Annotated in this window: 21 protein-coding genes and 1 riboswitch; of the genes, 6 read left to right on the forward strand and 15 right to left on the reverse strand. The window is 59.6% G+C overall.

Going from position 1 to position 21,502, the window contains the following annotated elements:
• Positions 1–13 precede the first annotated feature (13 nt).
• Genes cobF through cbiE form a run of 6 tightly spaced genes read right to left on the reverse strand, consistent with a single transcriptional unit; the run spans position 14 to position 5,139 of the window.
• Positions 14–757, reverse strand: coding sequence for a precorrin-6A synthase (deacetylating) (gene cobF, locus AC2FFF_RS02900; protein WP_281971820.1), 744 nt, complete (start codon positions 755–757; stop codon positions 14–16).
• On the reverse strand, positions 750–1,478 hold the full coding sequence (gene cobA / locus AC2FFF_RS02905) for a uroporphyrinogen-III C-methyltransferase (RefSeq protein ID WP_281971821.1): 729 nt from the start codon (positions 1,476–1,478) through the stop codon (positions 750–752). The genes cobF and cobA overlap by 8 nt, the downstream gene beginning before the upstream one ends.
• A complete protein-coding gene (locus tag AC2FFF_RS02910; RefSeq protein WP_282021863.1) occupies positions 1,475–2,797 on the reverse strand; it encodes a cobyrinic acid a,c-diamide synthase CobB in 1,323 nt (440 codons plus the stop codon). The genes cobA and AC2FFF_RS02910 overlap by 4 nt, the downstream gene beginning before the upstream one ends.
• Positions 2,784–3,578, reverse strand: a complete 795-nt coding sequence (gene cobM / locus AC2FFF_RS02915; RefSeq protein WP_281971823.1) for a precorrin-4 C(11)-methyltransferase — start codon at positions 3,576–3,578, stop codon at positions 2,784–2,786. The genes AC2FFF_RS02910 and cobM overlap by 14 nt, the downstream gene beginning before the upstream one ends.
• A complete protein-coding gene (locus AC2FFF_RS02920) occupies positions 3,575–3,943 on the reverse strand; it encodes a cobalamin biosynthesis protein (RefSeq protein ID WP_142635069.1) in 369 nt (122 codons plus the stop codon). The genes cobM and AC2FFF_RS02920 overlap by 4 nt, the downstream gene beginning before the upstream one ends.
• Entirely contained in the window at positions 3,940–5,139 is a 1,200-nt protein-coding gene (gene cbiE, locus AC2FFF_RS02925) for a precorrin-6y C5,15-methyltransferase (decarboxylating) subunit CbiE (RefSeq protein ID WP_281971824.1), read from the reverse strand. The genes AC2FFF_RS02920 and cbiE overlap by 4 nt, the downstream gene beginning before the upstream one ends.
• Between cbiE and AC2FFF_RS02930 the strand changes: the two genes are divergently transcribed.
• Positions 5,138–5,887 carry a cobalt-precorrin-6A reductase gene (locus AC2FFF_RS02930; RefSeq protein WP_142632888.1) on the forward strand — a complete coding sequence of 250 codons (750 nt, stop codon included), beginning with the start codon at positions 5,138–5,140 and terminating at the stop codon, positions 5,885–5,887. The genes cbiE and AC2FFF_RS02930 overlap by 2 nt on opposite strands.
• Here the strand turns inward: AC2FFF_RS02930 and cobJ are convergent.
• The 7 genes from cobJ to AC2FFF_RS02965 are packed head-to-tail and all read right to left on the reverse strand — an operon-like array spanning position 5,860 to position 13,816.
• Entirely contained in the window at positions 5,860–6,612 is a 753-nt protein-coding gene (gene cobJ, locus AC2FFF_RS02935; RefSeq protein WP_142632890.1) for a precorrin-3B C(17)-methyltransferase, read from the reverse strand. The two genes, AC2FFF_RS02930 and cobJ, sit on opposite strands and share 28 nt — an antisense overlap.
• Complete coding sequence (locus AC2FFF_RS02940; RefSeq protein ID WP_142632892.1) at positions 6,609–7,337, reverse strand: precorrin-2 C(20)-methyltransferase; 729 nt, start codon at positions 7,335–7,337, stop codon at positions 6,609–6,611. Before AC2FFF_RS02940 ends, cobJ begins: the two co-directional genes overlap by 4 nt.
• Positions 7,334–7,963 carry a precorrin-8X methylmutase gene (locus AC2FFF_RS02945; RefSeq protein ID WP_281971825.1) on the reverse strand — a complete coding sequence of 210 codons (630 nt, stop codon included), beginning with the start codon at positions 7,961–7,963 and terminating at the stop codon, positions 7,334–7,336. Before AC2FFF_RS02945 ends, AC2FFF_RS02940 begins: the two co-directional genes overlap by 4 nt.
• The gene (gene cobG / locus AC2FFF_RS02950; protein ID WP_281971826.1) at positions 7,963–9,090 is read right to left on the reverse strand and encodes a precorrin-3B synthase; all 1,128 of its coding nucleotides are present in this window, start codon (positions 9,088–9,090) and stop codon (positions 7,963–7,965) included. Before cobG ends, AC2FFF_RS02945 begins: the two co-directional genes overlap by 1 nt.
• Positions 9,087–12,380 carry a cobaltochelatase subunit CobN gene (gene cobN, locus AC2FFF_RS02955; protein WP_281971827.1) on the reverse strand — a complete coding sequence of 1,098 codons (3,294 nt, stop codon included), beginning with the start codon at positions 12,378–12,380 and terminating at the stop codon, positions 9,087–9,089. The genes cobG and cobN overlap by 4 nt, the downstream gene beginning before the upstream one ends.
• A 3-nt stretch (positions 12,381–12,383) precedes the next feature.
• Entirely contained in the window at positions 12,384–13,439 is a 1,056-nt protein-coding gene (gene cobW / locus AC2FFF_RS02960) for a cobalamin biosynthesis protein CobW (RefSeq protein ID WP_142632900.1), read from the reverse strand.
• A gap of 2 nt (positions 13,440–13,441) precedes the next feature.
• Positions 13,442–13,816, reverse strand: coding sequence for a DUF1636 family protein (locus AC2FFF_RS02965; protein WP_142632902.1), 375 nt, complete (start codon positions 13,814–13,816; stop codon positions 13,442–13,444).
• Between the two features lie 94 nt (positions 13,817–13,910).
• A riboswitch (cobalamin riboswitch) is annotated at positions 13,911–14,117 on the reverse strand.
• 100 nt (positions 14,118–14,217) lie between these two features.
• Here AC2FFF_RS02965 and AC2FFF_RS02970 point away from each other — a divergent pair.
• Both AC2FFF_RS02970 and AC2FFF_RS02975 read left to right on the forward strand, forming a co-directional pair.
• Positions 14,218–14,769 carry a hypothetical protein gene (locus AC2FFF_RS02970; protein WP_496882845.1) on the forward strand — a complete coding sequence of 184 codons (552 nt, stop codon included), beginning with the start codon at positions 14,218–14,220 and terminating at the stop codon, positions 14,767–14,769.
• Positions 14,766–15,629, forward strand: a complete 864-nt coding sequence (locus AC2FFF_RS02975; protein ID WP_496813283.1) for a hypothetical protein — start codon at positions 14,766–14,768, stop codon at positions 15,627–15,629. The genes AC2FFF_RS02970 and AC2FFF_RS02975 overlap by 4 nt, the downstream gene beginning before the upstream one ends.
• Before the next feature lie 64 nt (positions 15,630–15,693).
• Here AC2FFF_RS02975 and AC2FFF_RS02980 read toward each other — a convergent pair whose 3' ends face one another.
• Entirely contained in the window at positions 15,694–16,293 is a 600-nt protein-coding gene (locus AC2FFF_RS02980) for an HNH endonuclease signature motif containing protein (protein WP_496813285.1), read from the reverse strand.
• Between the two features lie 373 nt (positions 16,294–16,666).
• Here AC2FFF_RS02980 and AC2FFF_RS02985 point away from each other — a divergent pair, with 373 nt between their 5' ends.
• Positions 16,667–16,912 (forward strand): helix-turn-helix domain-containing protein, encoded by a 246-nt coding sequence (locus tag AC2FFF_RS02985; RefSeq protein WP_036560649.1) that lies wholly within the window; start codon positions 16,667–16,669, stop codon positions 16,910–16,912.
• Positions 16,912–18,204, forward strand: a complete 1,293-nt coding sequence (locus AC2FFF_RS02990) for a type II toxin-antitoxin system HipA family toxin (RefSeq protein ID WP_496882846.1) — start codon at positions 16,912–16,914, stop codon at positions 18,202–18,204. The genes AC2FFF_RS02985 and AC2FFF_RS02990 overlap by 1 nt, the downstream gene beginning before the upstream one ends.
• 659 nt (positions 18,205–18,863) lie before the next feature.
• On the opposite strand, the gene cls is transcribed toward AC2FFF_RS02990, so the two are convergent.
• Positions 18,864–20,339, reverse strand: coding sequence for a cardiolipin synthase (cls, locus tag AC2FFF_RS02995; protein ID WP_281972386.1), 1,476 nt, complete (start codon positions 20,337–20,339; stop codon positions 18,864–18,866).
• A gap of 287 nt (positions 20,340–20,626) precedes the next feature.
• Here cls and AC2FFF_RS03000 point away from each other — a divergent pair, with 287 nt between their 5' ends.
• Positions 20,627–21,457 (forward strand): YihY/virulence factor BrkB family protein, encoded by an 831-nt coding sequence (locus tag AC2FFF_RS03000; protein WP_281971830.1) that lies wholly within the window; start codon positions 20,627–20,629, stop codon positions 21,455–21,457.
• The last annotated feature ends 45 nt before the right edge of the window (positions 21,458–21,502 follow it).

A 21,502-nucleotide genomic window follows, 5' to 3' on the forward strand; every position in this document is an offset into this window, starting at 1 on the left:
GCGACGTATTGTGTCAGATTATGCGCTTTTTCAGCAAATAAATATCCATGATCCAACCATGGTCGGCACGGGCATGGGCGCGGCGGTCCAGAATCTGCTGCGCAACCTCGGCCAAAGGGCCTTTGATCAGGATTTCCTCTTTCATGCCGACATATGCGCCCCACCAAATGTCCAAGTCTTCCATGTCCAGGTTTTGGAATGAACATTCACCATCCAGCATCACCGCCACGTTTTCTGCGGTTTCCGGCCATCCTTCGTCCCGGATGCGACGACCAGTTGTGACGATATAGGGCGCGCCCAGTTCGTTGATCGGAATCGCATGGGCCGCCGTCAGCGCTTGCAGCGCTGTGATGCCGGGAATCACGCGTGTTTCTGGCTGAGGGGTCAAACGTGCCGCGATTCGCAGCGAACTGTCATACAGCGACGGATCCCCCCAGATCAGCAGCGCCACATGACGGGCCTTCGGGTGGGCTGCGATGGCCTCCTGCCAGCGCAATGCAATCGCGTCGTGCCATTCGTCCACTCCGCGTAAATAGCCATCATCGGCACGGCGTTTGGGAATGTCGAAATACGCGATTTGCGGAGGAGTATCCGCGACCTGAGCGATGATCTGCTCGCGCAGCCCTGCCAGATCGGCCTTGTTTTCGCCCTTGCGGGGGATCAGGATCAGGTCCGCCGAACGGATCGCCTGCGCCCCTTGAAATGTCACATGATCCGGGTTGCCGGTGCCAATACCGATCAGCGTCAGGTCAATCATTTTCGAACTCTGCCAGAGGTCCATACAGGATCAGGGCCGGGGCGGTGCCGATCTCCGTTTCCAACTGCTGCGACAAGGCACCGATGGTCGAGCGTTGCAGCTTTTGTTCGGGGGTCGAGACGGATTCGGCCATCAATGCAGGTGTATCCAGCGAAAGGCCGTGGGAATGTAAGGCCCCGACCAAGAGGGGAAAGGTGCGCTTGCCCATAAACACGACGGTCGTAGCCTGTGGATCAGCCAGAGCTGCCAGGTTCAGATCTTCGGGCAGTTTGCCGCTGACATCGTGGCCGGTGACGAACTGGACACGCCGCGCGGTCAGTCGCCGGGTCAGCGGAATGCCCGCCGCTGCCGCCGCCGCTACCGCCGAGGGGATGCCGGGGATGATTTCATAGTCGATCCCGGCCTCTTGCAGGGCCACCAGTTCTTCTTCAAGCCGGCCGAACATGCCGCCATCACCGGATTTCAACCGCACAACATGCTGACCGGTTTGTGCATATTCGACCAACAAGCGGCTGACGTGATCCTGCTTGGGCGAGGGGCGCCCGGCGCGTTTGCCGACCCCAACCAGATCGGCATCCTCACGCGCGTGGCTCAGGATCGGGCCACTGCTGAGGTCATCAAACAGCACCGCATCAGCTTTCTGCATCCGGTCCACCGCCTTCAGCGTCAGCAATTCCGGGTCGCCGGGGCCTGAACCGATGAAGGACACAAAACCACTCATGCCGAGGCCTCGGCGATCAGATGAAAGAATGTCCCGGTGACATTGTTTCGCACCGATCCGGTTTGCGGGCCTTCCGCGCCTTCGGCGTCGAACACGCGCGCCAGCGGGGCGTCAGGCTGTTCGATGATCGAGGAATAGTGGAACTCATGCCCGCGTAGCGCTGTGCCTTCGGCAAATCCGGCCATTGGGGCCAATAATTCCGCCTTGCGATAACCCAGGTTGAACTTGCGCTTTTCATAGGAGGTCACAAGGCCCAGAAGGCCCGCCATTTCGTGCCGGGCACCCTCTTTGTCGATCAACGCCTGACCCAGCGCCATGTAGCCCCCGCATTCGCCATGCACAGGTCTTGTCTCGGCATGTTTGCGCAGCCCAGTCTGGAAGGTGTTGGCGGCGGCCAATGTGCCTGCGTGCAACTCGGGATACCCACCCGGCAGCCAGACCAGATCGGCATCCGGGGCAGGGGCTTCATTCGCCAGTGGTGAAAACGGTAGGATTTCTGCACCCGCCGTGCGCCAGCCTTCCAGCAAATGCGGATAGGTGAACGAAAACGCAGCATCCCGGGCCAGTGCGATCCGCTGCGCCGGAGGGCGCGGCGGCACGGCTGACGATGGCCTATCTGGGCTTGAGGAAGCCGCCCGCTTGATCGCCTCCAGATCGACATGTTCACGCAGGAACGCAGCATAGCCGACAATAGCGCTTTCCAGATCGGGATGTTCCACTGCCTGGATCAAACCTAAGTGCCGCTCGGGAAGTGTCAGGTCTCCGCGTCGTGGCAGAACGCCCAGAACCGGCAGGCCTGCACGTTCCATACCCAACCGGGTCAGACGCTCGTGGCGCGGGCTGGCGCAGCGGTTCAAAATTACCCCGGCAAAGGGCAGGTCGGGGTTGTACATCCGAAACCCCAGCGCCGTGGCTGCAGCTGATTGCGCCTGACCGCCGACATCCAGAACCAACACCACAGGCCAGCCCATACGCTGCGCGGTTTCCGCGCTAGAACCATGGCCAATCTCACCGGGTTTGGCGACACCGTCGAACAGACCCATCGATCCTTCGGCTACGACGATATCCGCGCCGTCAGCCTGTGCCGATATTGCGTTCAGCAGAGGATCGCCCATCGCCCAGCTGTCCAGATTGAACGAGGCGCGCCCAGCCGCCGCCCGGTGAAAGGCCGGGTCGATATAGTCAGGGCCGCTTTTGAATGGTTGGACGGTCAGGCCATCCTCGGCCAGCGCACGCAGCAGGCCCAGCATCACGGTGGTCTTGCCAGTCCCCGAAGACGGTGCCGAAATCAGAATGCCCGGAGGGTTAGTCATCACCATGGCTCCAGCTTGACCAAGGGCTGTCCGCGCTTTGCGGGCGATACCGGCGGTCGTAATCCTTAGAATACAGGCAGCTTTCGTCAAACCCTTCACCAGCCAGTGCTGGACCCACCATGATCAGCGCTGTGCGTGAGATGCTCTCGTCCAGCGTGTCTTTCAGCGTCGCCAGCGTCGCACGGATGATCCGCTCATCGGGCCAGCTGGCACGGTAGACCACGGCCACCGGGCATTCGGCGCCATAGGCCGGGGTCAGATCGGCGATAACAGTGTCCAGATTGCCGATCGACAGGTGGATGGCCAGCGTCGCCCCGGTACGCGCAAAATTCGCCAACGTCTCGCCCTCGGGCATCGACGATGCGCGTCCCGGTGTCCGGGTCAGGACCACTGATTGCGCAAGTCCGGGCAGGGTCAGTTCCGTGCCCAATGATGCAGCCGCAGCGGCAAAAGACGGCACGCCGGGGGTCACGCTGACCGGGATGCCCAATTCCTTGAGGCGGCGGATTTGTTCGCCCATCGCCGACCAGACCGACAGGTCGCCGGAATGCAGTCGCGCAACATCCAGACCGGCCTGATGTGCGGTCTCGATCTCGGCCATGATTTGATCCAGATCCATCGCCGCCGTGTTCACGATCTTGGCGTCGTCGGGGCAATGGTCCAGAATTTCCTCTGGCACCAGCGAACCCGCATATAGGCAGACCGGGCAAGCGGCGATGATATCGCGCCCCCGTAAGGTCAGCAGGTCGGCGGCACCCGGTCCGGCGCCAATGAAATGAACGGTCATGTCTGTCCTCCGATGGCGATGGCGCAGGTGGCCAGCCGGTCGTCTGAAATCTGTCTGGGTGAGATCAGCCGCGCACCAGTTCCGGCGGCGGCAAGGGCGGATGCTTCGGCGACGCTGCCGGTGCCATAGGTGGCGCGGCTGCGGGTCGAGCAGGTGAGGGTGCGCTGCCCGGCCAGATCGGCGGGGGCAATGAAATGCAGCGGCAGGGCAATGGTCGAGGCAAAATCTGTCAGCGCGGCGTGACCTTCCTTGTCGGCAACTGTGGCCAGCGCGTCCACAGCGTGGCCGGCACTCGCCTGATCATAGGCGGCGCGCAGGCTGTCCAGCGTAGCGGTCGAGGAAAATCCGATGCCTGCGACGATCATAACGTGACGCTCCATTGCACCACCGGATAGGCCGATTTCCAACCGCGCCGTGGCCCCAGGGCCGAAGCCTGTGCCAATTCGATCCGCAGCAGCTCACCGCCCAGCATATCCTGCCATTGCGCCAGCAGCGCTTCGCTCTCCAGCGTCACCGCGTTGGCCACCAGCCGCGTGCCGGAGGGCAGGGTTGTATGCAGCCATTGCAACAGCTCACTGCTCAGCCCGCCGCCAATGAACACGACATCGGGTAGGGGCAGGCCGTTCAGCGCATCCGGGGCGGTGCCGTGCACCACCTGCAGCCGGTCTTGACCCAGCGCGTCGGCATTTCGGCGAATGCGCTCGGCGCGGTCTTCGCGGGGTTCGATCGTTGTGGCGCTGAGCGTTGGATCACACATCAGCCATTCGATGCTGATTGACCCGGTGCCGCCGCCAATGTCCCACAGATGCTCGTCCCGCTGCGGGGCCAGCGCCGAAAGGGTCAGCGCACGGATAGGGCGTTTGGTGATCTGGCCGTCGGTCTCAAAAATCTCATCCGGTTTGCCAGAGGCGCGCGGAAAGGCCTGCCCGCCGCCAGCAACCTCGAGCCCGACGCAGACCGGGTGATCGAACCCACCCAGCAGCGCCTCGGTCAGCGAGACACTGCGCGCCCGTTCGCGCGGGCCACCCAAGGCCTCCATCACGTGCAGATGTGTGTCGGCAAAACCAGTGTCGGTCAGATAGGTGGCCAGCTCGGTCACGGCCTTGCCATCGCGCAATAGCAGAATCGCGCGCAGGCCGGGGGCCAGATGGGGGCGCAGGCGGGTCAGCGGGGCTGCATGCAGACCAAATGTCTGCGTGCTTTCCAGCGGCCAACCCAACCGCGCAGCGGCCAGCGAAAAAGTGGATTGGCCGGGTAGGGCGGCCCATTCCCCGGCTTCGAAATTCCGCGCGATCACGGATCCGGCGCCGAACCAGAACGGATCACCCGAGGCCAGAACCACGGTTGATTGTCCGCGAAAACCGGTCAGGATCGGCAGACCATCGGCAAAGGGCACAGGCCATTCCACCTGCTGGGCTCCGAAATCGGGAACCAAGGACAGGTGTCGCGGTGGCCCCATGATGATTTCAGCGCGTTCCAGCACTTGACGGCTTGCGGGGGGCAAGCCATCCAGTCCATCTTCGCCCAAACCCAAAACGGTCAGCCACGGAGCTTCAGACATGTCCAACCTCCTGATATTGGGCGGCACGACCGAGGCCAACGCGCTGGCAAAAGCCATTGCCGACCGGGGTATTCCCGCGACCTACTCCTATGCAGGACGCGTGGACAACCCGCGCCCGCAAGCCCTGCCGGTGCGTGTTGGTGGGTTCGGTGGGGCCGAAGGGCTGGTGAAATATATCCATGACCACAGCATAAGCCACGTTATCGACGCGACCCACCCGTTTGCTGCCGGGATGAGCCGTAACGCGATTGAGGCCTGCCATGCGGCGCAGATTCCACTTGTTGCGCTGACACGGCCCGAATGGGCACCGCAGCCCGGTGACACCTGGCTGCGCGTCCCGGATATCGCCGCAGCGGTGGCCGCTTTGTCCGGTAATCCGCAGCGCGTGTTTCTTGCGGTCGGGCGCATGCATCTCGAAGATTTCGTCAGCCAGCCCCAGCACCATTACCTGTTGCGGCTGGTGGATGAACCCGATGTCCTGCCCTTGCCGAATTGCGAGGTTGTCGTGGCGCGCGGACCCTTTGCCGAGGCTGATGACCGGGCGTTGATGCAGCGCCACGGCACGCAGCTGGTGGTATCCAAGAACGCGGGCGGCGCCGGCGCGCGCGCCAAGCTGGACGCCGCGCGGGCTCTGGACATACCGGTGTTGATGATCGACCGTCCAGCCCTGCCGCAGCGGCTGGAACTGTCGAGCGTTCCGCAGGTTCTGGACTGGCTGGCTCATTCCGGGGTGAACCTCGGCGTATAGACGATCGGGTCACCGGCGCGTTCTATCACGCGGGTCAGCGATGAGCCGACGATGACAACGGTCTGCATATCGGCCATATCAGGCGTGGCCTCGACCAAGGTTGAAATCCGGATTGCCTCATCCGCCCGGCTGACAGCGCGGGCGAACAGGATCAGCCGCTCGGGTTCACATTCTTCGCGCAGGATTTCCAGAGTTTTGACAAAGCCTTCGGGGCGGGATTTCGAGCGGGGGTTGTAAAACGCCATCGCGAAATCCGCTTGCGCGGCCAGACGCAGGCGCTTCTCAATCAGAGGCCAAGGTTTGAGGTTGTCACTCAGGTTGATGGTGCAGAAATCATGCCCCAGCGGGGCACCAGCGCGGGCGGAGGCCGCAAGCATCGCAGTGATCCCGGGCAGCACCTCAACCGGTAGGTCGCGCCATTCACGGGGGCCGTTTTCCAGCGCTTCGAACACCGCTGCTGCCATGGCAAATACGCCCGGATCGCCCGAGGATACGACCACTACGCGCTTCCCTTCGGCCGCCATTTGCAACGCATGCTGAGAGCGGTCGATCTCAACCCGGTTGTCGCTGGCATGCAGAGTCAGGCCGGGGCGTTCGGCGATGCGCGCGACGTAAGGAATGTAGCCGACGACATCCGTCGCCTCAGCCAGCGCAGCGGTTACTTCGGGCGTCACCAAAGCCTCGTTTCCTGGCCCGAGTCCTGCTATCTTGACCCAACCGCTCATGGCCGCCGCCCTTGTCCGTGAACGATGATGATCGAGAAATACGGAGTGATCCCCTCGCAATTTTCCGACAATTTGCACACGCGTTGATTGGGCATCTGAGCGTATTCCACGATCCAAGCACGGTCATACAAACCGGCCGTCTTCAGGGCCCGCTTCACTTTGTCTATATTGCGCCCGATCTTCATCACTACCAGCGCGTCGGTTTGGGCCATTCGGTGGGCCAGATCGTCTTCGGGCAATGTGCCGACCAGCACGGTCAATACGTCGTCTCCCCAGGTGATGGGGTCGCCGGTTGCGGTCCACGCGCCGGACATACCGGTGATCGCAGGCACGACTTCAACTTCAGCTTCGCCGCGTAGTCGATTGTAAAGATGCATGAATGATCCGTAGAAGAACGGATCACCCTCGCACAGGACCACCACGTCTTCGCCCTGATCCGACAATGTCTTCAGATGCGCGGCACAATCTTCATAAAACGCCGAGAGCAGCTCATTGTACCGCGGATCACTCAATGGAATTTCTGTGGTCACGGGGTATTCCATCGGGAATTCCACCGCGCCTTCGGGGATCATGCCATTGACGATCTTGCGCGCCTGACCACTGCGACCCGGTTTGCGGAAAAAGGCCACGTGACGGGCAGTGCGCAGTAGGCGGTCAGCCCGGACGCTCATAAGGTCCGGATCGCCTGGGCCGAGGCCCACGCCGTATATCTTGCCCGCGTTCATTCGGCGCGGCTCGCGATGGCGTTGATGGCTGCGACTGTGATGGCACTGCCGCCGAGGCGGCCCTTGACGATGCAGGACGGCACAGGCTGCGCCTCCCACAGAGCGTCTTTAGATTCGACCGCACCGACAAAGCCCACCGGGCAGCCGATGATGGCCGCAGGGCGCGGGCAGTCGGGGTCTTCCAGCATGTTCAGCAGGTGGAACAGCGCGGTGGGCGCATTACCGATGGCCACCACGGCGCCTTGCAGATGCGGGCGCCACAACTCCAGCGCAGCGGCGGACCGGGTGTTGCTCATCTCGGCAGCCAGCGGACGCACACGTTCGTCGTGCAGGGTGCAGATCACCTCGTTATCGGCGGGCAGGCGGAACCGGGTGACACCCTCGCTGACCATGCGGGCGTCGCACAGGATCGGTGCGCCGTCTTCCACCGCGGCACGGGCCGAGGTCACAAAACCGGGTGAGAAATGCACGAACTCTTCCAACCCCACCATACCTGCCGCGTGGATCATCCGAACGGCGACCTGTTCCTCATCGGCGTCGAACCGTGCCAGATCGGCCTCGGACCGGATGGTGGCAAAGCTTTGTTTGTAGATCGCCGCGCCGTCGGTTTCGTATTCATAGGGCATCAGGAGAAGTCCATGGTCATAAGTGTTTCGGGGCTTAACCCGCGCAGGTTTGGCTCATCTCCCGCGCGGCCTTGTTTGACAAGATCAAATCGACCATCGTGGCCGACCAGGGTGACATCAGCTGGTCTCATGCGCGCGCATCCTTTGGCACAGCCCGAGACATGCAAGTGGCCGGGAATACGCGAGGCAAGCGCGCGGGCGATATCGTGGGTCTCCACCTGCGCCTGCGGGCAGAGCGGGGCGCCGGGGCAGGCGTCAGTGGTCATCAGCGGGTCGGTGCCATCGGTGACGAACGCTGGGGCGGGTATCGCCGCCCCGCCTTCCATCAGGAACAGCCGCCAAGGGGTGACCCGCAGCGCAGAGGCACCGCAGGTCTCAATCAGCCCCGCAAGCCCGCGCGCTGGCAACTGACCGAACGCGGCTCCGTAAAACGCACCCAGTTCCACGATGCCCGGTTCAGGCAGAGCGCCAACATCACCCGGTGCGCTGCCTTGGCATTCTGACGGCAAATCCTGTGACGCAACCACGCGGGCCATGCGCCGGGCCTCCGGAGTGTGGTGATCCGCGAACCATTCGGCCAGCGCGATCAGGTGGTCGATGGCGATTTTTTCGGTCACGCGACGCCCTGTTTCGGCCCCATCAGCGCGTAGGATCAGCCCGTCGGGGCCTGTCTCCAGCCGGATATCCGCCGAATCCCCGACCAACAGGCGATTTGGTCCGGTGTCGATGGCAAACCCAAACTTGGCTGGTAGCGACGGCAATTCACCCAACCGGTCGATCAGTTCCTGCGTCAGTCGTGCGGTAAGATCGCCGGATTGGTAGAGCGGCGTCACCAGAATATTGCGCCGCACCTCGATACCCGGTTCCGCATCCAAAAGGTTCAGCGCAGCGAGTTCTTCTAGCAAAGGTTGGTGATCGGCCTCGGCCACACCGCGCAGTTGCAGATTGGCCCGGTTGGTCAGGTCAATGGTGCCATTGCCGAACCGGTCGGCAAGTTCGCACAGGCCTAACATCTGCGCTGCCTCAAGGCGCGCCAACCGCGGCCGAACCCGCACGACCAACCCGTCCCCCGACATCATCGGGCGATGGGCGCCGGGGCACCAGCCCTGAACGATCGGTGCACTCATCCCAACCCCTCCAGATCGGCTCGGATCGAGTTTCGGCGCGTGTTCCACAGGCCAGCCTCGAGCAGCGCACGGAACCGATCCTGCATGGCCTGATGCGCCTGTGGGTTCTTCTCTTGCAGAAAGGCATCAACCTCGGCGTTACCCAGTGTGGCATCGTGGTAGATGTCAAACAGATGCGGTGCAACGGTTCCCGATAGATGGGCAAAGCTTGCCATATGATCCAGCGTTGCCGCGATCTCGGCGGCGCCGCGGAATCCGTGCCGTTGCATTCCTGCGATCCAGTCAGGATTAGCCGCGCGCGCGTGGACAACGCGGCTGATTTCCTCAGAGAGGGTTCGGGCGCGGGGTGTGTCTGGGTTGGTATTGTCCAGATGGTACAGCTGCGCAGTACCGCCAGTGACTTTCTTGGCGGCGGCAAAACCGGCCTCATGCGTGGCATAGTCATTGGCCAACAGCAGATCGGTTTCGGTCAGGTCCTGAAGGTGAACAAAGCTATCGGCGTGGGCAACGCGTTGGGTTATACCATCGACATCCCGTGCAATTTGCTCGCCCTCAAGCGCAAAGGAACTGGCGTCCAGCCAAGCCTGACCGGCCTGTGTGCGCGCTTCGTCCGTATAGATTTCGGATAGCTGCGTCATGTTCAGGCCATAGCTGCCGGGGGCGGGGCCATAGACACGGGCGGCCGGTGCCTGCCCGGCATATGGGTTCCAGTCTGCGGCCTCGTCCCGTTCACACAATGCTCGCACTGCCTGGCCATACAGCGCAGAAAGCGTTGGGAATACATCGCGGAACAGGCCCGAGACACGCAAGGTCACGTCTAGCCGTGGACGGCTGAGATCAGTGATTGGCAGCACCTCAATACCGGAAACCCGCTCCGACCCCTTGTCCCAAACCGGTTTCACACCCAGTAGGTGAAGCGCCATGGCGAATTCTTCACCCGCAGTGCGCATCGTGGCCGAGCCCCAGAGGTCGACAATCAGCCCCTTGGGGTAATCGCCTTCTTCCTGCAGATGCCGCCGCACTAGTTCCTCGGCCAGTTTGACACCTTGGGTATATGCCGCGCGTGTTGGAACCGAACGCGGATCGGTGGTGTAAAGATTTCGCCCTGTCGGCAGCACGTCCGAGCGCCCGCGATAGGGTGAGCCAGACGGGCCAGCCTCGATCCGTTTCCCGGCCAGTGCGTCCAAAAGTGATTGACGTTCCGCATGCGCTGAAGGCGTGGCATCAAAATTGCCGGTCACTTCGGGGACGCGGCCAAAGACGTGCAAGCCGTCGCCGAACTGGCTTTCTTTGATGTCGCAGACAAATCGGTCGATACGGGTGATCGCTTCGGCGGTACAGGTTGCCTGATCCAGACCCAGATCGCTTTCCAGACCAATGGCCTGCGCCTCATCCCGTATGTCTTCTTGTAGTCGGTCGCGGCGTTTGGGGTCCAGCCCGTCGGCGTTCGAGAATTCGTCAAGCAGGGATTCCAGCCGCACCATACGGTCCGGCGTGTCACATGTTCGCATCGGGGGCGGGATATGGCCCAGTGTAACCGCCCCGATCCGGCGCTTGGCCTGTGCGGCCTCGCCGGGGTCATTCACGATAAAGGGGTAGATCACCGGCAGATCTCGGACCAACGCCTCAGGCCAGCAGTTTTGGGACAGGGCGACCGATTTGCCTGGCAGCCATTCCAACGTGCCATGCGCGCCGATATGGATCAGCGCGTCCGCGCCATGCCCCTTACGCAGCCAGAGATAGAAGGCAACATAGCTGTGGCGCGGGGTGCGCGAAAGATCGTGATAGTCGTCATCGCGCAGCTCGGGCGTGCCGCGTTCCGGTTGCAGCGCGATCAGTGTCTTGCCCCGGTTCAAGGCGGTAAAGTGGAACGCACCATCGGCAAAAACCGGGTCGTCCTCAGGCTTGCCCCAAATGGATTGCAGATCCGTTTGCAATTGTTCCGGCAAGTCTGCCAGCGCGGTCTTATAGGCCGCGAGCGGCCAAGCAAGTCGCGCATCCAAAAGCGTCTCGGCTATCGGTTCGCCGGGTGCTGTGTCATAGCCTTCAGCCTGCAGATCGGACAGCATCGCCTCGGCCGAGGCCAATGCATCCAGGCCAACCGCATGGGCCATCTGCCAGTCCTTGCCGGGATAAGTCGACAGCACCAACGCTGGGACCTGATCTGGTTTGGGTTTGTCGCTTAGGCGCAGCCAGCCGTCCACCCGATCAATGATCGCCTCAACCCGTTCCGGCTCGGGGCGGTGGGCAAAACGGGAATATTCCAGATACGGGTCGCGCTTGCCCGGTTCCTTGAACGAAGCGATGCCCGCCGAAATGCGGCCATCCACCTCGGGCAGGACCACATGCATGGCGAGGTCGGCGGGGGACAGCCCGCGTTCTGCATCGACCCAGGCCTTGCGGCGTGCGGTGGACAGGGCGACCTGAAATACCGGCACATTGGCGGCGTCCAGTGGAGACGTTCCCGAGGCGCCTTTGCCCGAAAAGGAGGTGGCGTTGATGATTGCCGAGGGGGCCAGCGCTACGACCTGTTCGCGCAGCCAGTCAGCGGCGGTAGGGGCTTTGAGCGACGGCGCAAATAGGCCAACAGCCTGAAACCCACGCGCACGCAGGCGGTGGATCAAGGCCGCGACCGGGGCAGTGTCTGCCGAGGTCAGATAGGCGCGATAGAAGGTCACGAGGATGCGCTTGGCATCACCGGCGAATGCGGTATCCGCCGGGATCACACCGCGATCCGGGCACCATACGCCACATTCCGGGATCGTCTTGGCCCCCATCACCGGGCCAGAATAAAGCCCCGCGGCCAGCGCCATTTGCGCCAGCGCAGCCTGCGCTGCGACCTCACCGCCTGTGTCGCAAAGATGCGCCAGCCGCCGCAGGGTTGAAACGGGCAGGGTAGAATAGTCATCCAGGCGCGTATCTTCACGTCCATCCGCCGGCAGGACTGCCACAGCGATGCCTTTGGCGTGGGCCAGTGCCAGAACCTGCTGCAATCCGTAGGACCAGTAGGGCACGCCACCGATCAGGCGGATCAGAATGCCTTTGGCGCCCTCCAGCGTCTGCTCGACATAGGTGTCGACAGAAAGCGGGTGCTTCAGCGCCGTTAGATTGGCCAGCCGCAGGGTCGGCATCCGACCTTCGGGTCCGCCACCACGATGCCAGCCTGCCGCGAAAGCGCCAAGGTCACTGTCGGAAAAGGACAGCACCACCAGATCCGCCGGGCTCTGGCCCAGATCGGTTGGGGTCTCCGTTTCCTCTAACCCATGGCTTTCGCGGAAGACGACGTGCATGGCTTACTCGGCGGCCTCGGTCACACCCACGAGGATTTCGCGGATTTCAGCCTCTTTGATGTCGTCATGCTCGGCGATGACCACCAGACGCGAGCGACGCTCTTCACCTGGCTCCCACGGGCGGTCGTACTGATGACGCACACGGGCCCCGACTGCCTGCACCAAAAGGCGCATGGGTTTGCCGGTAACAGCGGCATAGCCTTTGACCCGCAGGATGTTCAGTTCATTCGCCAGACGTTCGATATTGGCGACCAGCTGGGCCGGATCGGTCTGTTCCGGCAGCTCGACAATGATGCTTTCGAAATCATCATGCTCGTGATCGTGGTGGCCATCGTGATGGCTGGGACGTGCCTCCATGTCATCTTCGGCAGCGGCCTCAAGCCCCAGCACAACACGTACATCCACAGCGCCTTCGGCCACTTCGACCACGGGCAGCGGGCGCGGAGCCTCTGCCGCGATGATTTCCTTGGCCTTGGCGACCCCCTCGGGGCCAGCAAGATCAGGCTTGGTCAGCAGAATGATGTCGGCGCAGGAGATCTGGTCCTCGAACACCTCGGATAGCGGCGTTTCGTGATCAATCGAGTCATCGGCCAGGCGCTGGGCATCCACCGCAGCGACATTCGGGGCAAAGCGACCGGCGGCCACAGCTTCGGCATCGGCCAGAGCAATTACGCCATCCACGGTGATTTTCGAGCGGATATCCGGCCAGTCGAACGCTTTCAGCAGCGGCTTGGGCAGGGCCAAGCCAGAGGTTTCGATCAGAATGTGATCGGGGCGCGGCTCTAGCGCCATCAGCGCCTCGATGGTCGGGATGAAATCATCTGCCACGGTGCAGCAGATGCATCCATTGGCCAATTCCATGATGTTTTCCGCCGGGCAATCGGGGATCGCGCAGGATTTGAGGATATCGCCATCGACGCCAACATCTCCAAACTCGTTGACCACAATGGCCAGGCGCTTGCCCTGCGGGTTCTGCATCAGATGACGCACGAGCGTGGTCTTGCCCGAGCCCAGAAAGCCGGTGATCACAGTGACGGGCAGTTTTTCGAGATTGCTCATATCTAAGCTCCAATCGGGGGAATGCGGGCCGCACAGTTTTTGCGGAAATGTTCAGGACGTTCGCGCCATTTAACGAGGCCATCTTGGGTCGCGAGATATTTGGTCGCGCCTTCAACAATGGTCTCGACATGATCGGTTTCATCGAGATGCTCATAGACAAAGGTCCAACGTTTGGGTCCGCCACGCAGCACAATCGAGCAGCCCTGATCGCAATTTGAAAGGCATTCTACTGCCTTCAAAGTGACGCCATCAGGAAGTTCTGCCTGCTCCAACGCCTTGTGCAGCAACGCCCCAGGACGATCTGCATCATTCTCGACGGGCAGGCCGCGGCGGCAGGTCGTGCACACCAGCAGTTCAACAGGTGTGGTCTCGGTCATGTCTCTCATCCCCCCAAATCCTCTTCGCGGGGGACGGGGTTTCATGCGGGCCACGTATTGCGACATGGGCCCGACACCGGATCACCCCGTCCGGTTTCAACTTCGGATGTTGGCAGGTCTCCCGGCTTGCGGATGTCAGAGGCTGGCCTCTGGCAGATGTCCCGCCTTCCCGGCCTGTCTGGCCAGTGGCTTTGGGCACCCTCTCCGGTCACGGTCGCGGGGGCGGCTGCGTTTGACGGATGACCGCTGACGCATTCCCTTTTCATCTGCATGTGCAGACACCAACGGATGGGACATGCGGCACGGGCAGGGGGCTTGTCAAGCGCGGCAGACGCACGGAAATCATCGAGAATGGAAAAGCGACCTGCCAATGCCTGTCAGCGGCATGTTTGGTCAGCCACATGCAAAATGACGGCAGGCGAGTTTGGGCTTTGCGCCTCGAAGATATCCAGACGAAAGGATTCGCGGGCCAGTTACTTCAAAGGGCATATCGCGTGGATTCGATAGAGCGGTCAAATTTACCGGCCGAGCCAGTGAGTCCACCGCCTTCTGATCAATCCGGTGTCAAGCTTCACTCAGCAGAGCACTGCCGTAGCGAGACGGCATGTCGCAGGCTCGAAAAGCCGAATGCGAAGCAACTGTTTGAAAGTATTGGAGGCGAGTACCGGAATCGAACCGGTGTACACGGATTTGCAATCCAGAAAGAGCGCCAGCGAAAACAACAGGTTAAGGGTGCAAAACACCCCCTGACAAAAAGTGAACAAAAAGCGAAAGTTTCAAAGCCAACTTCGCCGGTTCAAAACGAAAAAGGCCCCGTCACAGCGGCAACTGTGAACTGGGGCCAATTAGAAAAAGCCTGTCAGCTTTCGGAAGACGTTAGCACGGGCCACTACCGCTCCGCAAACGCTCAGTCGGCTTTTTCGCGACCTCTGACCGGCGAGGTGGTCCAATGAGCTGGCGCATCGCAAACGAATGCGCCGAGCGCCGCTTTGGCAGCGCCGCGCGCAAGCAGATCATCATGTTCCTGGCGGATAAGGCGAGCGATGATGGCTCGGGCATCTGGTGCTCCAAAGGAACGATCCAGCGCCACACAGAGCTCAGCGAGAGCACAGTGAAGCGCACCATCATCGACTTCCTGCGGGAAGGCATTTTGATCGAGACAGGGCGGCGGCAGTGCAAGAACGGCTACACCGTCATTTACCGCATCGTTCTGGAACGCGTCGCCGCGCTCGAGCCCACGGCTGAGCCCGACATTGAGACGGGGGTCACTGTGAACCCCGTCCAGTCTGAACCCGGTACGGGGTCCACAGTGAACGGGGTACGGGGTTCACGGTGGACCCCAAACCATCCTAAAACCATCCATAAACCACCTACGCGCAGGCGCGAGGCGGCGGAGGAGGTTGAAGATCTTGAAGCTGAGAAGATCCTGGCGGCCTATCCCGAAGACAGGATCCGGGACCGACGAACTACGTTGCGCCTGATCGCAGCGGCCGTGAAGGCCGGGGCGGAGCCCGATGACCTGCTTCAGGCGGTCAAAGCCTATGCGAAGGAAAGCGAAGGCTACACGCGGAGCAAGGTCTGTTTCTCGGACAATTGGTTCAAGATGCGCCGGTGGGAGAAGGGCCTTGCCCAGATACTGGCGGTTCGTGAGAAAGCGCGAGAAGCCGAAGCCAAAGGCCGCGCCAGCCTCGCCGAGTGGATCCACGAGCGACATCCCCTGTGCCGCCATATTACCAACCGGCAGATTGAGGACTTGATCGCGTCAAAGCTGGTGACGCCTGAGCAGGTGCGCGCGGCGGGGCTGCGAGCGTGAGAAGGAGCGTGTGAAAATGCGTTTCTTGCGCATATTTTCTGCGACCGCATTGGCGATACAATCGTCATTCGAATTTAAGATGCCAAGACCCCAAGTTTGTTTTATGCCATGTTCCGTTGCTATGTTCAGCGGGCTTCGTTTCGCCGGTGAAAAAAGGCTCGGTTACGGGACCGGTGTTCAGGATTTCAGCAAATGGGTCTTCAATCGTTTCTTGCGGTTCCAGAATTTCTTGAGTCTTCTTCGCCTTGCGATCAGCCATCGCGGAAGTAACCTCATTGAGGTCAGCAAGCTCAGACAATCGGACTTTGCGCCGATTTCCGTTGTTGTCGCGTCTAGTGACGACGCGAAGATTTTCCGGTCTATTGTCAGATGGATTATGGTTGATGTGGTCCACATCGAAATCCCTCGGTACCCACTTGCCAATAGTTACAGCCACAATGAACCGATGTGTCAGGATCGATTTCTCTCCGTCTTTGAACCAGAGATAATCATGTCCCTCGGGGCTTTTACTGCCATTCGGTTTTTCGCCAAACACAGTCCCAGCGGGGTAGTCGAATTCATTGCCATCAATCACGTCGCTTAAATCCGGATATTTAATTTCATGAGGATGCGACGTTTCATATTCTTGGGCCAGAACGGACTTCACGTACTCAACGTCTTGCATCTGAATTTTCTCCGAATTGGCTTGCAGTAATTTCTCAAAGTCATGAACTCAACTTAGGTGTCGTAATCTCCCGTTGCCAGCGACGCCTTGAGATTTCTTCGAGCTGGAAAAAAGACACGTAGTCTCCTGAGGCTGGGCAGACAATACTTGCTCGGTTTGGGGATTTTGCGCCGGATACCTAGGGCAGGACGGTGATGTGGCGCTTTGAAGGCAGAATGGCAGAGGCCGAGGGCGACAGCTTTCGAGCGCGAGGAAACGGATTTGTTGCGAACCTGAATGTAGATCGATTATTACGCCATGGCGTAATAAGTAGATATTTACGTTGCAGCGTAATTTATTTTGATTTACGCTGTGCCGTAAAAGGAGCCGCATCATGGACCTCACAGCACGAACGGCCGAGCAGATCGGCGAGGCACTTCGCCGGACGCGCAAAGCGCGCGGCTGGACCCAAAGCGACATCAGCGCGCGTACGAATTTGCGCGTCGCGACGATTTCGTCGCTCGAGAATGGCGACGCGGGAACCAAGCTCGCCACGGTGCTCGCTGTCATGGCGGCACTTGGGCTTGAGTTCCGATTGGTGGAGCGCGGTGGCTCGCTTGAGATTGAGGATATCTTCTGATGGCCAAACACGGGCGTAGCGGCACGATGCAGGTGCTTCTGAACGGGCGATTGGTGGGGGCTTTGCGTCTCGCTGGTTCAGGCGCGATCAGCTTTACCTATGATCCGGACTGGTTGGCATGGGAACATGCCATGCCCATCTCGCTTTCGCTGCCTTTGCGTGAAGAGGCACACCAGGGCGGCCCTGTTATCGCCTACTTGGAAAACCTGCTGCCGGACAATCAGGCGATACGAGAACGCGTTGCTGCACGGGTGCGTGCGGGCGGCACGGACGCGTGGCACATGCTGGAGAAGATCGGGCGCGATTGCGTGGGGGCTTTGCAGTTTGTTTCGGGTGAGATCTCCGAAGTTGGCGCACTCGAGGGGGAACCCGTATCTGAAGCGCAGATAGCGGATATGCTGCGTAACCTTGCAAGTGCTCCGCTTGGCTTGGATGAGGAAGACGACTTCCGCATTTCCATCGCAGGGGCGCAGGAGAAAACGGCGCTGCTGCGCCATGAGGGAGCGTGGATCCGTCCATCGGGGCTCACCCCCACGACCCATATCCTCAAGACGCAGCTTGGCGTTCTGCCCGCAGGGATCGATTTGTCTGACAGTGTTGAGAACGAATTTTTCTGCATGAACCTCTGTCGGGCCATGGGCATGGATGTGGCTGAAGTCGAGATTGCCGACTTCGAGGACGTGCGGAGCCTTGTTGTGACCCGGTTCGATCGGCGCTGGACCAAAGATGGCCGGTTGATCCGCCTCCCGCAGGAAGACTTTTGCCAGGCGCTCACAGTTCCACCCAGCCAGAAATACCAAATGGATGGCGGGCCGGGGATCACTGAAGGGATCGGGATGTTGACTGGTAGTGATGACCCTGAAGCAGATCAGCGTGCCTTCTTTCGCGCGCAGGTGCTGTTTTGGCTTTTGGGAGCGACGGACGGGCACGCCAAGAACTTCAGCATTGCATTGCGCCCCGGAGGTTTCCGCATGACCCCGCTTTATGATGTGCTGAGCGCCCAGAAAGCCGTGGATGATGGTCAAATCCGCCAGAACCGGATGCGCCTCGCGATGGCGGTCGACGGTCACTACCGGATCAACGAGGTCGTGCCGCGTCATTTCCTGCAGGCTGCGAAGGCGGCAGGTTTTGGTGTGGCGCTGGCGGAAGAGGTCTTGTCGAACGTCGCGACAGAGCTTGAACCCGCCCTGGACAAAACACTAGCCGACCTGCCGGATGAGTTTCCACAACCATTGGCGGAAGCCATTGTTGCTGGCGTGCGACGTCGGGCGGCTGCCTTTCATGCCGTATGATCCGCAGATCATATTTACGCTTTATGAAAGGTAGATCATATTGAGCGGCAGGCGTGCCTTCGTGAAGTAACAAGTATGTAGGGCCGGTTTACGCCGCGATTGTGAGATCGCAGGGGCCCTATTCTACTTGATGCATCGGGTTTTCCATATTTGTGGGCGCCAAAGCGGACCTTTAGGTCGATTGCAGAGAATGCCGGGAAAGAGCCCATACCGGAAGTGGCACAGCTATAATACTCGCAAGTGCAGCAAGGCTACCAACAAAGGCGTCAGCCGCGATGCAGAGAGAAAACCGGCCGTTCGTTCACAGCGCAGCGAGTTTTTGGGTGCCGATGTCCAAGTTGCGGACCAAACCATCGTCAGCTGCACCGCAGCACTGGACCTCTAGTTGAGTGTCTAATTTGCTAACAGAGCGGGTATCGTTTTAATCACTGAAGCGGTTTTCAACCCTTGGACATAAGGAACTGTTTCATTGGTGTTCGGATACGGGGTCCGAACTTGCTCCGTAATCAGGATGAAATTTGGTTGCCTAAGGAACATTTCCTTCAACTCCCAACCCGAATACAGCGGGCTAGGTCGGGCCCTACTGAAAGTTTAAGCCCGCGTGTGCCAAGTGAAAATTCTTAGCCCGAAATCTCGACCTCACGAACAAATGGCCAAAGCTACAGCACAGGCGCGAACAGGCGGGCAATCGGGGCACCTACACGGATGCCCAAGGGTTGTTCGGCAAGGGTCTTGTTCAGCATCCAAGCTCGATGAAAGTCATTCTCAAGCATAGCAGCAGTTGCGGCCGCAGGACGGGAATCAAAGAAAGTTGCCATAGCCTCAAAATTCAACCGAAACGACCTATTGTCCAGGTTTGTCGTGCCAATGGCGGCAAAGTCGTCATCCACCAAAACCACTTTCTGATGCATGAAACCCGGTTTGTAACGCCAGACCTGCACTCCCGCCTCACGTATCTCATCAAAATAGGCAAACGCCGCCAGCCAAGGAATCTTGTGGTCTATTACCTCGGGCACAAGAATGCGCACATCTACGCCGCGCAGTGAAGCATGCTTCATCGCTGTCAGTACGTCGGTATCAGGAACGAAGTATGGCGATGCAATCCAGACTCTGTGTTTGGCTGCAGTGATGGCCGAGAAGAAGAAGAGCGCGCCAGTTTCCATTTCGTCACCGGGGCCGGTCGCAACAATCATTGCCGTCATGTCTTCGGTCGCATGAGGAGCTTCCCAATTCAGATCGTTAATAAGCACCTCATTGGTAGCCCAATGCCAGTCTTCGCCAAAAACCAGCTGTAGTTGAGACACAACTGGGCCCTTCAACTGGGCGTGAGTATCGCGCCAATCACCAAATTTCGGGTTAAGTCCCATGTATTCGTCGCCGACGTTCAGGCCGCCGGTGAATCCGACTTTTCCATCAACGATAACGGTCTTTCGATGATTGCGCAGATTGATGTGAAACCGGTTCTTGGGGCCTCGTGTTTTTTTGGGATCCACGACGTGTACACCAGCTTCCAGCAGGCGTTGATAGTAAGCTCTGGGCAGTTTGGCGCTGCCGACAGCATCAAACATAAGCCGTACGACGACGCCACGCGCCGCAGCGGCAATCAAGTGTTCTTGGAGGGCTTGTCCCAGCGCGTCATCGTTAATGATATAGAACTGAACGAGGACATAGGTTTCAGCAGCGTCAATGGCACAGAATATTGCGTCAAATGTGGCTTTCCCATCAACAAGCAATATCATGTTGTTACCACGAGCCGTGGGCATTTCTGATATTTTTTCAAAGGGTTGAACTGAAAGCTCAGGTGTTTTCACAGGCGCGTTGGCCATTTGGTAAGTCCGAAGACCTTCAATGACTTCTTCGCTATCGCGCCGGGCGATCAAATAGTTTTTGAATTTGTGGTGCCCCAAAAACAGGTACAGCGGCACGCCTAGGTATGGTGCAGTGATCAGGAACACGACCCACCCAACAGCGCCTTGGGATGTTCGGGCAGACGAGACGGCGCGCCAGGCGAACCAGAAGGCAACAATTTCCAGAAAAATCAGCGCCAGTATGATAATATTTGAGCCCATTGATATTCCTAATTTTCGGTTGTTTAAGCGGTCCTTGTTAACGGCTCCGGCTGCGTATTCGACCATTTGCACGGACTAATTGACAACAGATGAGGTCCATCTGCAAGGCAGCCCCTGAACATGGCTTTGCCGAAACTCGATAGTATGTGACCTTTCCCTGATCTTTGGCAGCAGACCCGTCCATGTTTCATTGTGTCGGCAAGTCATGGGTTACCATGAAGATAGACTCCTGAGTAGCTTCCGAAATCCGAATTCTCGGCTGGTGCGGAAAGACGTGAGAAAATCGCCTGTATCAATCTAGACTTTCGGCGTGCTAGTCGAAGCCGAAGGTCTAGGTTGAGAGGATCCGTAAAATGACGGCACGGCAAGCGGCGGGGGCACTCTGGACGGCTTTGGTCTGGTTCGATGCAAAGAACGGCTGGTCAAGAAGCAGTCATATTGCCATGTCCATGATGCTGGCCCTCTTTCCGTTTACAATCTTTGCGCTGTCGTTGACACAGGCGGCGTCGGTAGATTTTTCGACTTTGGATATAGTTGAGTTCATCTATGGGACATGGCCTGACAGCATCGCTGAACCCATCGTCAAAGAGGTGCGGGCCGTGTTGCAAGACAGCAGCGTCAAGGCGATGACCATTGGCGGCCTATTGGCGGTTTTCTTCGCCTCTAATGGGGTCGATGCAGTGCGCCAAGCCCTCACGGATGCGTATCGTGAGCACGATCCGCGGCCCCTTTGGAAATCGCGCGCGTTGTGTGTCGTATTCGTTTTGAGCGGCTCAGCAATCTTGACCGTGGCCGCAGTTTTGACGTTTGCGGTACCTATTTATGTCGATACTGTTTACCGCGGCGGGGAAGGCGAGGGAACCTATGATATCTTACGGCTGGGTGTCTCTTTTGGCTTGTTGATTTTTTCGGTCTTTGCCTGTCATTTATGGCTTCCTGGTCGCCATCACACACTGAAGCAGGTTTATCCGGGGGTTGTCCTAACGGTGGCACTCTGGATTTCTGCCGGAAAGGTATTTGCGATGTATGTCGCAAATTTTTCGTCTTACAGCGTCACCTATGCCGGCTTGGCCGGAGTAATGTCAGCCCTTGTATTCATGAATCTGATGGCGGTGATCTTTGTGATTGGTGCTGAGTTTAATGGCCGACTTATTGCAATAAAAAAGTCCGACGCAGAGGCGTGACAGGGCGAGAAAAGTGTATTGGGTTTCGGCGGATGGATTTTGTTC

The organism is Ruegeria sp. YTSA226, assembly GCF_059609905.1.

Excerpts from the sequence above, each read along its gene's own strand:
- cobF (WP_281971820.1), bottom strand. The coding sequence starts at position 757 with ATGATTGACCTGACGCTGATCGGTATTGGCACCGGCAACCCGGATCAT.
- cobA (WP_281971821.1), bottom strand. The coding sequence starts at position 1,478 with ATGAGTGGTTTTGTGTCCTTCATCGGTTCAGGCCCCGGCGACCCGGAA.
- AC2FFF_RS02910 (WP_282021863.1), bottom strand. The coding sequence starts at position 2,797 with ATGGTGATGACTAACCCTCCGGGCATTCTGATTTCGGCACCGTCTTCG.
- cobM (WP_281971823.1), bottom strand. The coding sequence starts at position 3,578 with ATGACCGTTCATTTCATTGGCGCCGGACCGGGTGCCGCCGACCTGCTG.
- AC2FFF_RS02920 (WP_142635069.1), bottom strand. The coding sequence starts at position 3,943 with ATGATCGTCGCAGGCATCGGATTTTCCTCGACCGCTACGCTGGACAGC.
- AC2FFF_RS02930 (WP_142632888.1), top strand. The coding sequence starts at position 5,138 with ATGTCCAACCTCCTGATATTGGGCGGCACGACCGAGGCCAACGCGCTG.
- cbiE (WP_281971824.1), bottom strand. The coding sequence starts at position 5,139 with ATGTCTGAAGCTCCGTGGCTGACCGTTTTGGGTTTGGGCGAAGATGGA.
- cobJ (WP_142632890.1), bottom strand. The coding sequence starts at position 6,612 with ATGAGCGGTTGGGTCAAGATAGCAGGACTCGGGCCAGGAAACGAGGCT.
- AC2FFF_RS02940 (WP_142632892.1), bottom strand. The coding sequence starts at position 7,337 with ATGAACGCGGGCAAGATATACGGCGTGGGCCTCGGCCCAGGCGATCCG.
- AC2FFF_RS02945 (WP_281971825.1), bottom strand. The coding sequence starts at position 7,963 with ATGCCCTATGAATACGAAACCGACGGCGCGGCGATCTACAAACAAAGC.
- cobG (WP_281971826.1), bottom strand. The coding sequence starts at position 9,090 with ATGAGTGCACCGATCGTTCAGGGCTGGTGCCCCGGCGCCCATCGCCCG.
- cobN (WP_281971827.1), bottom strand. The coding sequence starts at position 12,380 with ATGCACGTCGTCTTCCGCGAAAGCCATGGGTTAGAGGAAACGGAGACC.
- cobW (WP_142632900.1), bottom strand. The coding sequence starts at position 13,439 with ATGAGCAATCTCGAAAAACTGCCCGTCACTGTGATCACCGGCTTTCTG.
- AC2FFF_RS02965 (WP_142632902.1), bottom strand. The coding sequence starts at position 13,816 with ATGACCGAGACCACACCTGTTGAACTGCTGGTGTGCACGACCTGCCGC.
- AC2FFF_RS02970 (WP_496882845.1), top strand. The coding sequence starts at position 14,218 with ATGCAAAATGACGGCAGGCGAGTTTGGGCTTTGCGCCTCGAAGATATC.
- AC2FFF_RS02975 (WP_496813283.1), top strand. The coding sequence starts at position 14,766 with ATGAGCTGGCGCATCGCAAACGAATGCGCCGAGCGCCGCTTTGGCAGC.
- AC2FFF_RS02980 (WP_496813285.1), bottom strand. The coding sequence starts at position 16,293 with ATGCAAGACGTTGAGTACGTGAAGTCCGTTCTGGCCCAAGAATATGAA.
- AC2FFF_RS02985 (WP_036560649.1), top strand. The coding sequence starts at position 16,667 with ATGGACCTCACAGCACGAACGGCCGAGCAGATCGGCGAGGCACTTCGC.
- AC2FFF_RS02990 (WP_496882846.1), top strand. The coding sequence starts at position 16,912 with ATGGCCAAACACGGGCGTAGCGGCACGATGCAGGTGCTTCTGAACGGG.
- cls (WP_281972386.1), bottom strand. The coding sequence starts at position 20,339 with ATGGTCGAATACGCAGCCGGAGCCGTTAACAAGGACCGCTTAAACAAC.
- AC2FFF_RS03000 (WP_281971830.1), top strand. The coding sequence starts at position 20,627 with ATGACGGCACGGCAAGCGGCGGGGGCACTCTGGACGGCTTTGGTCTGG.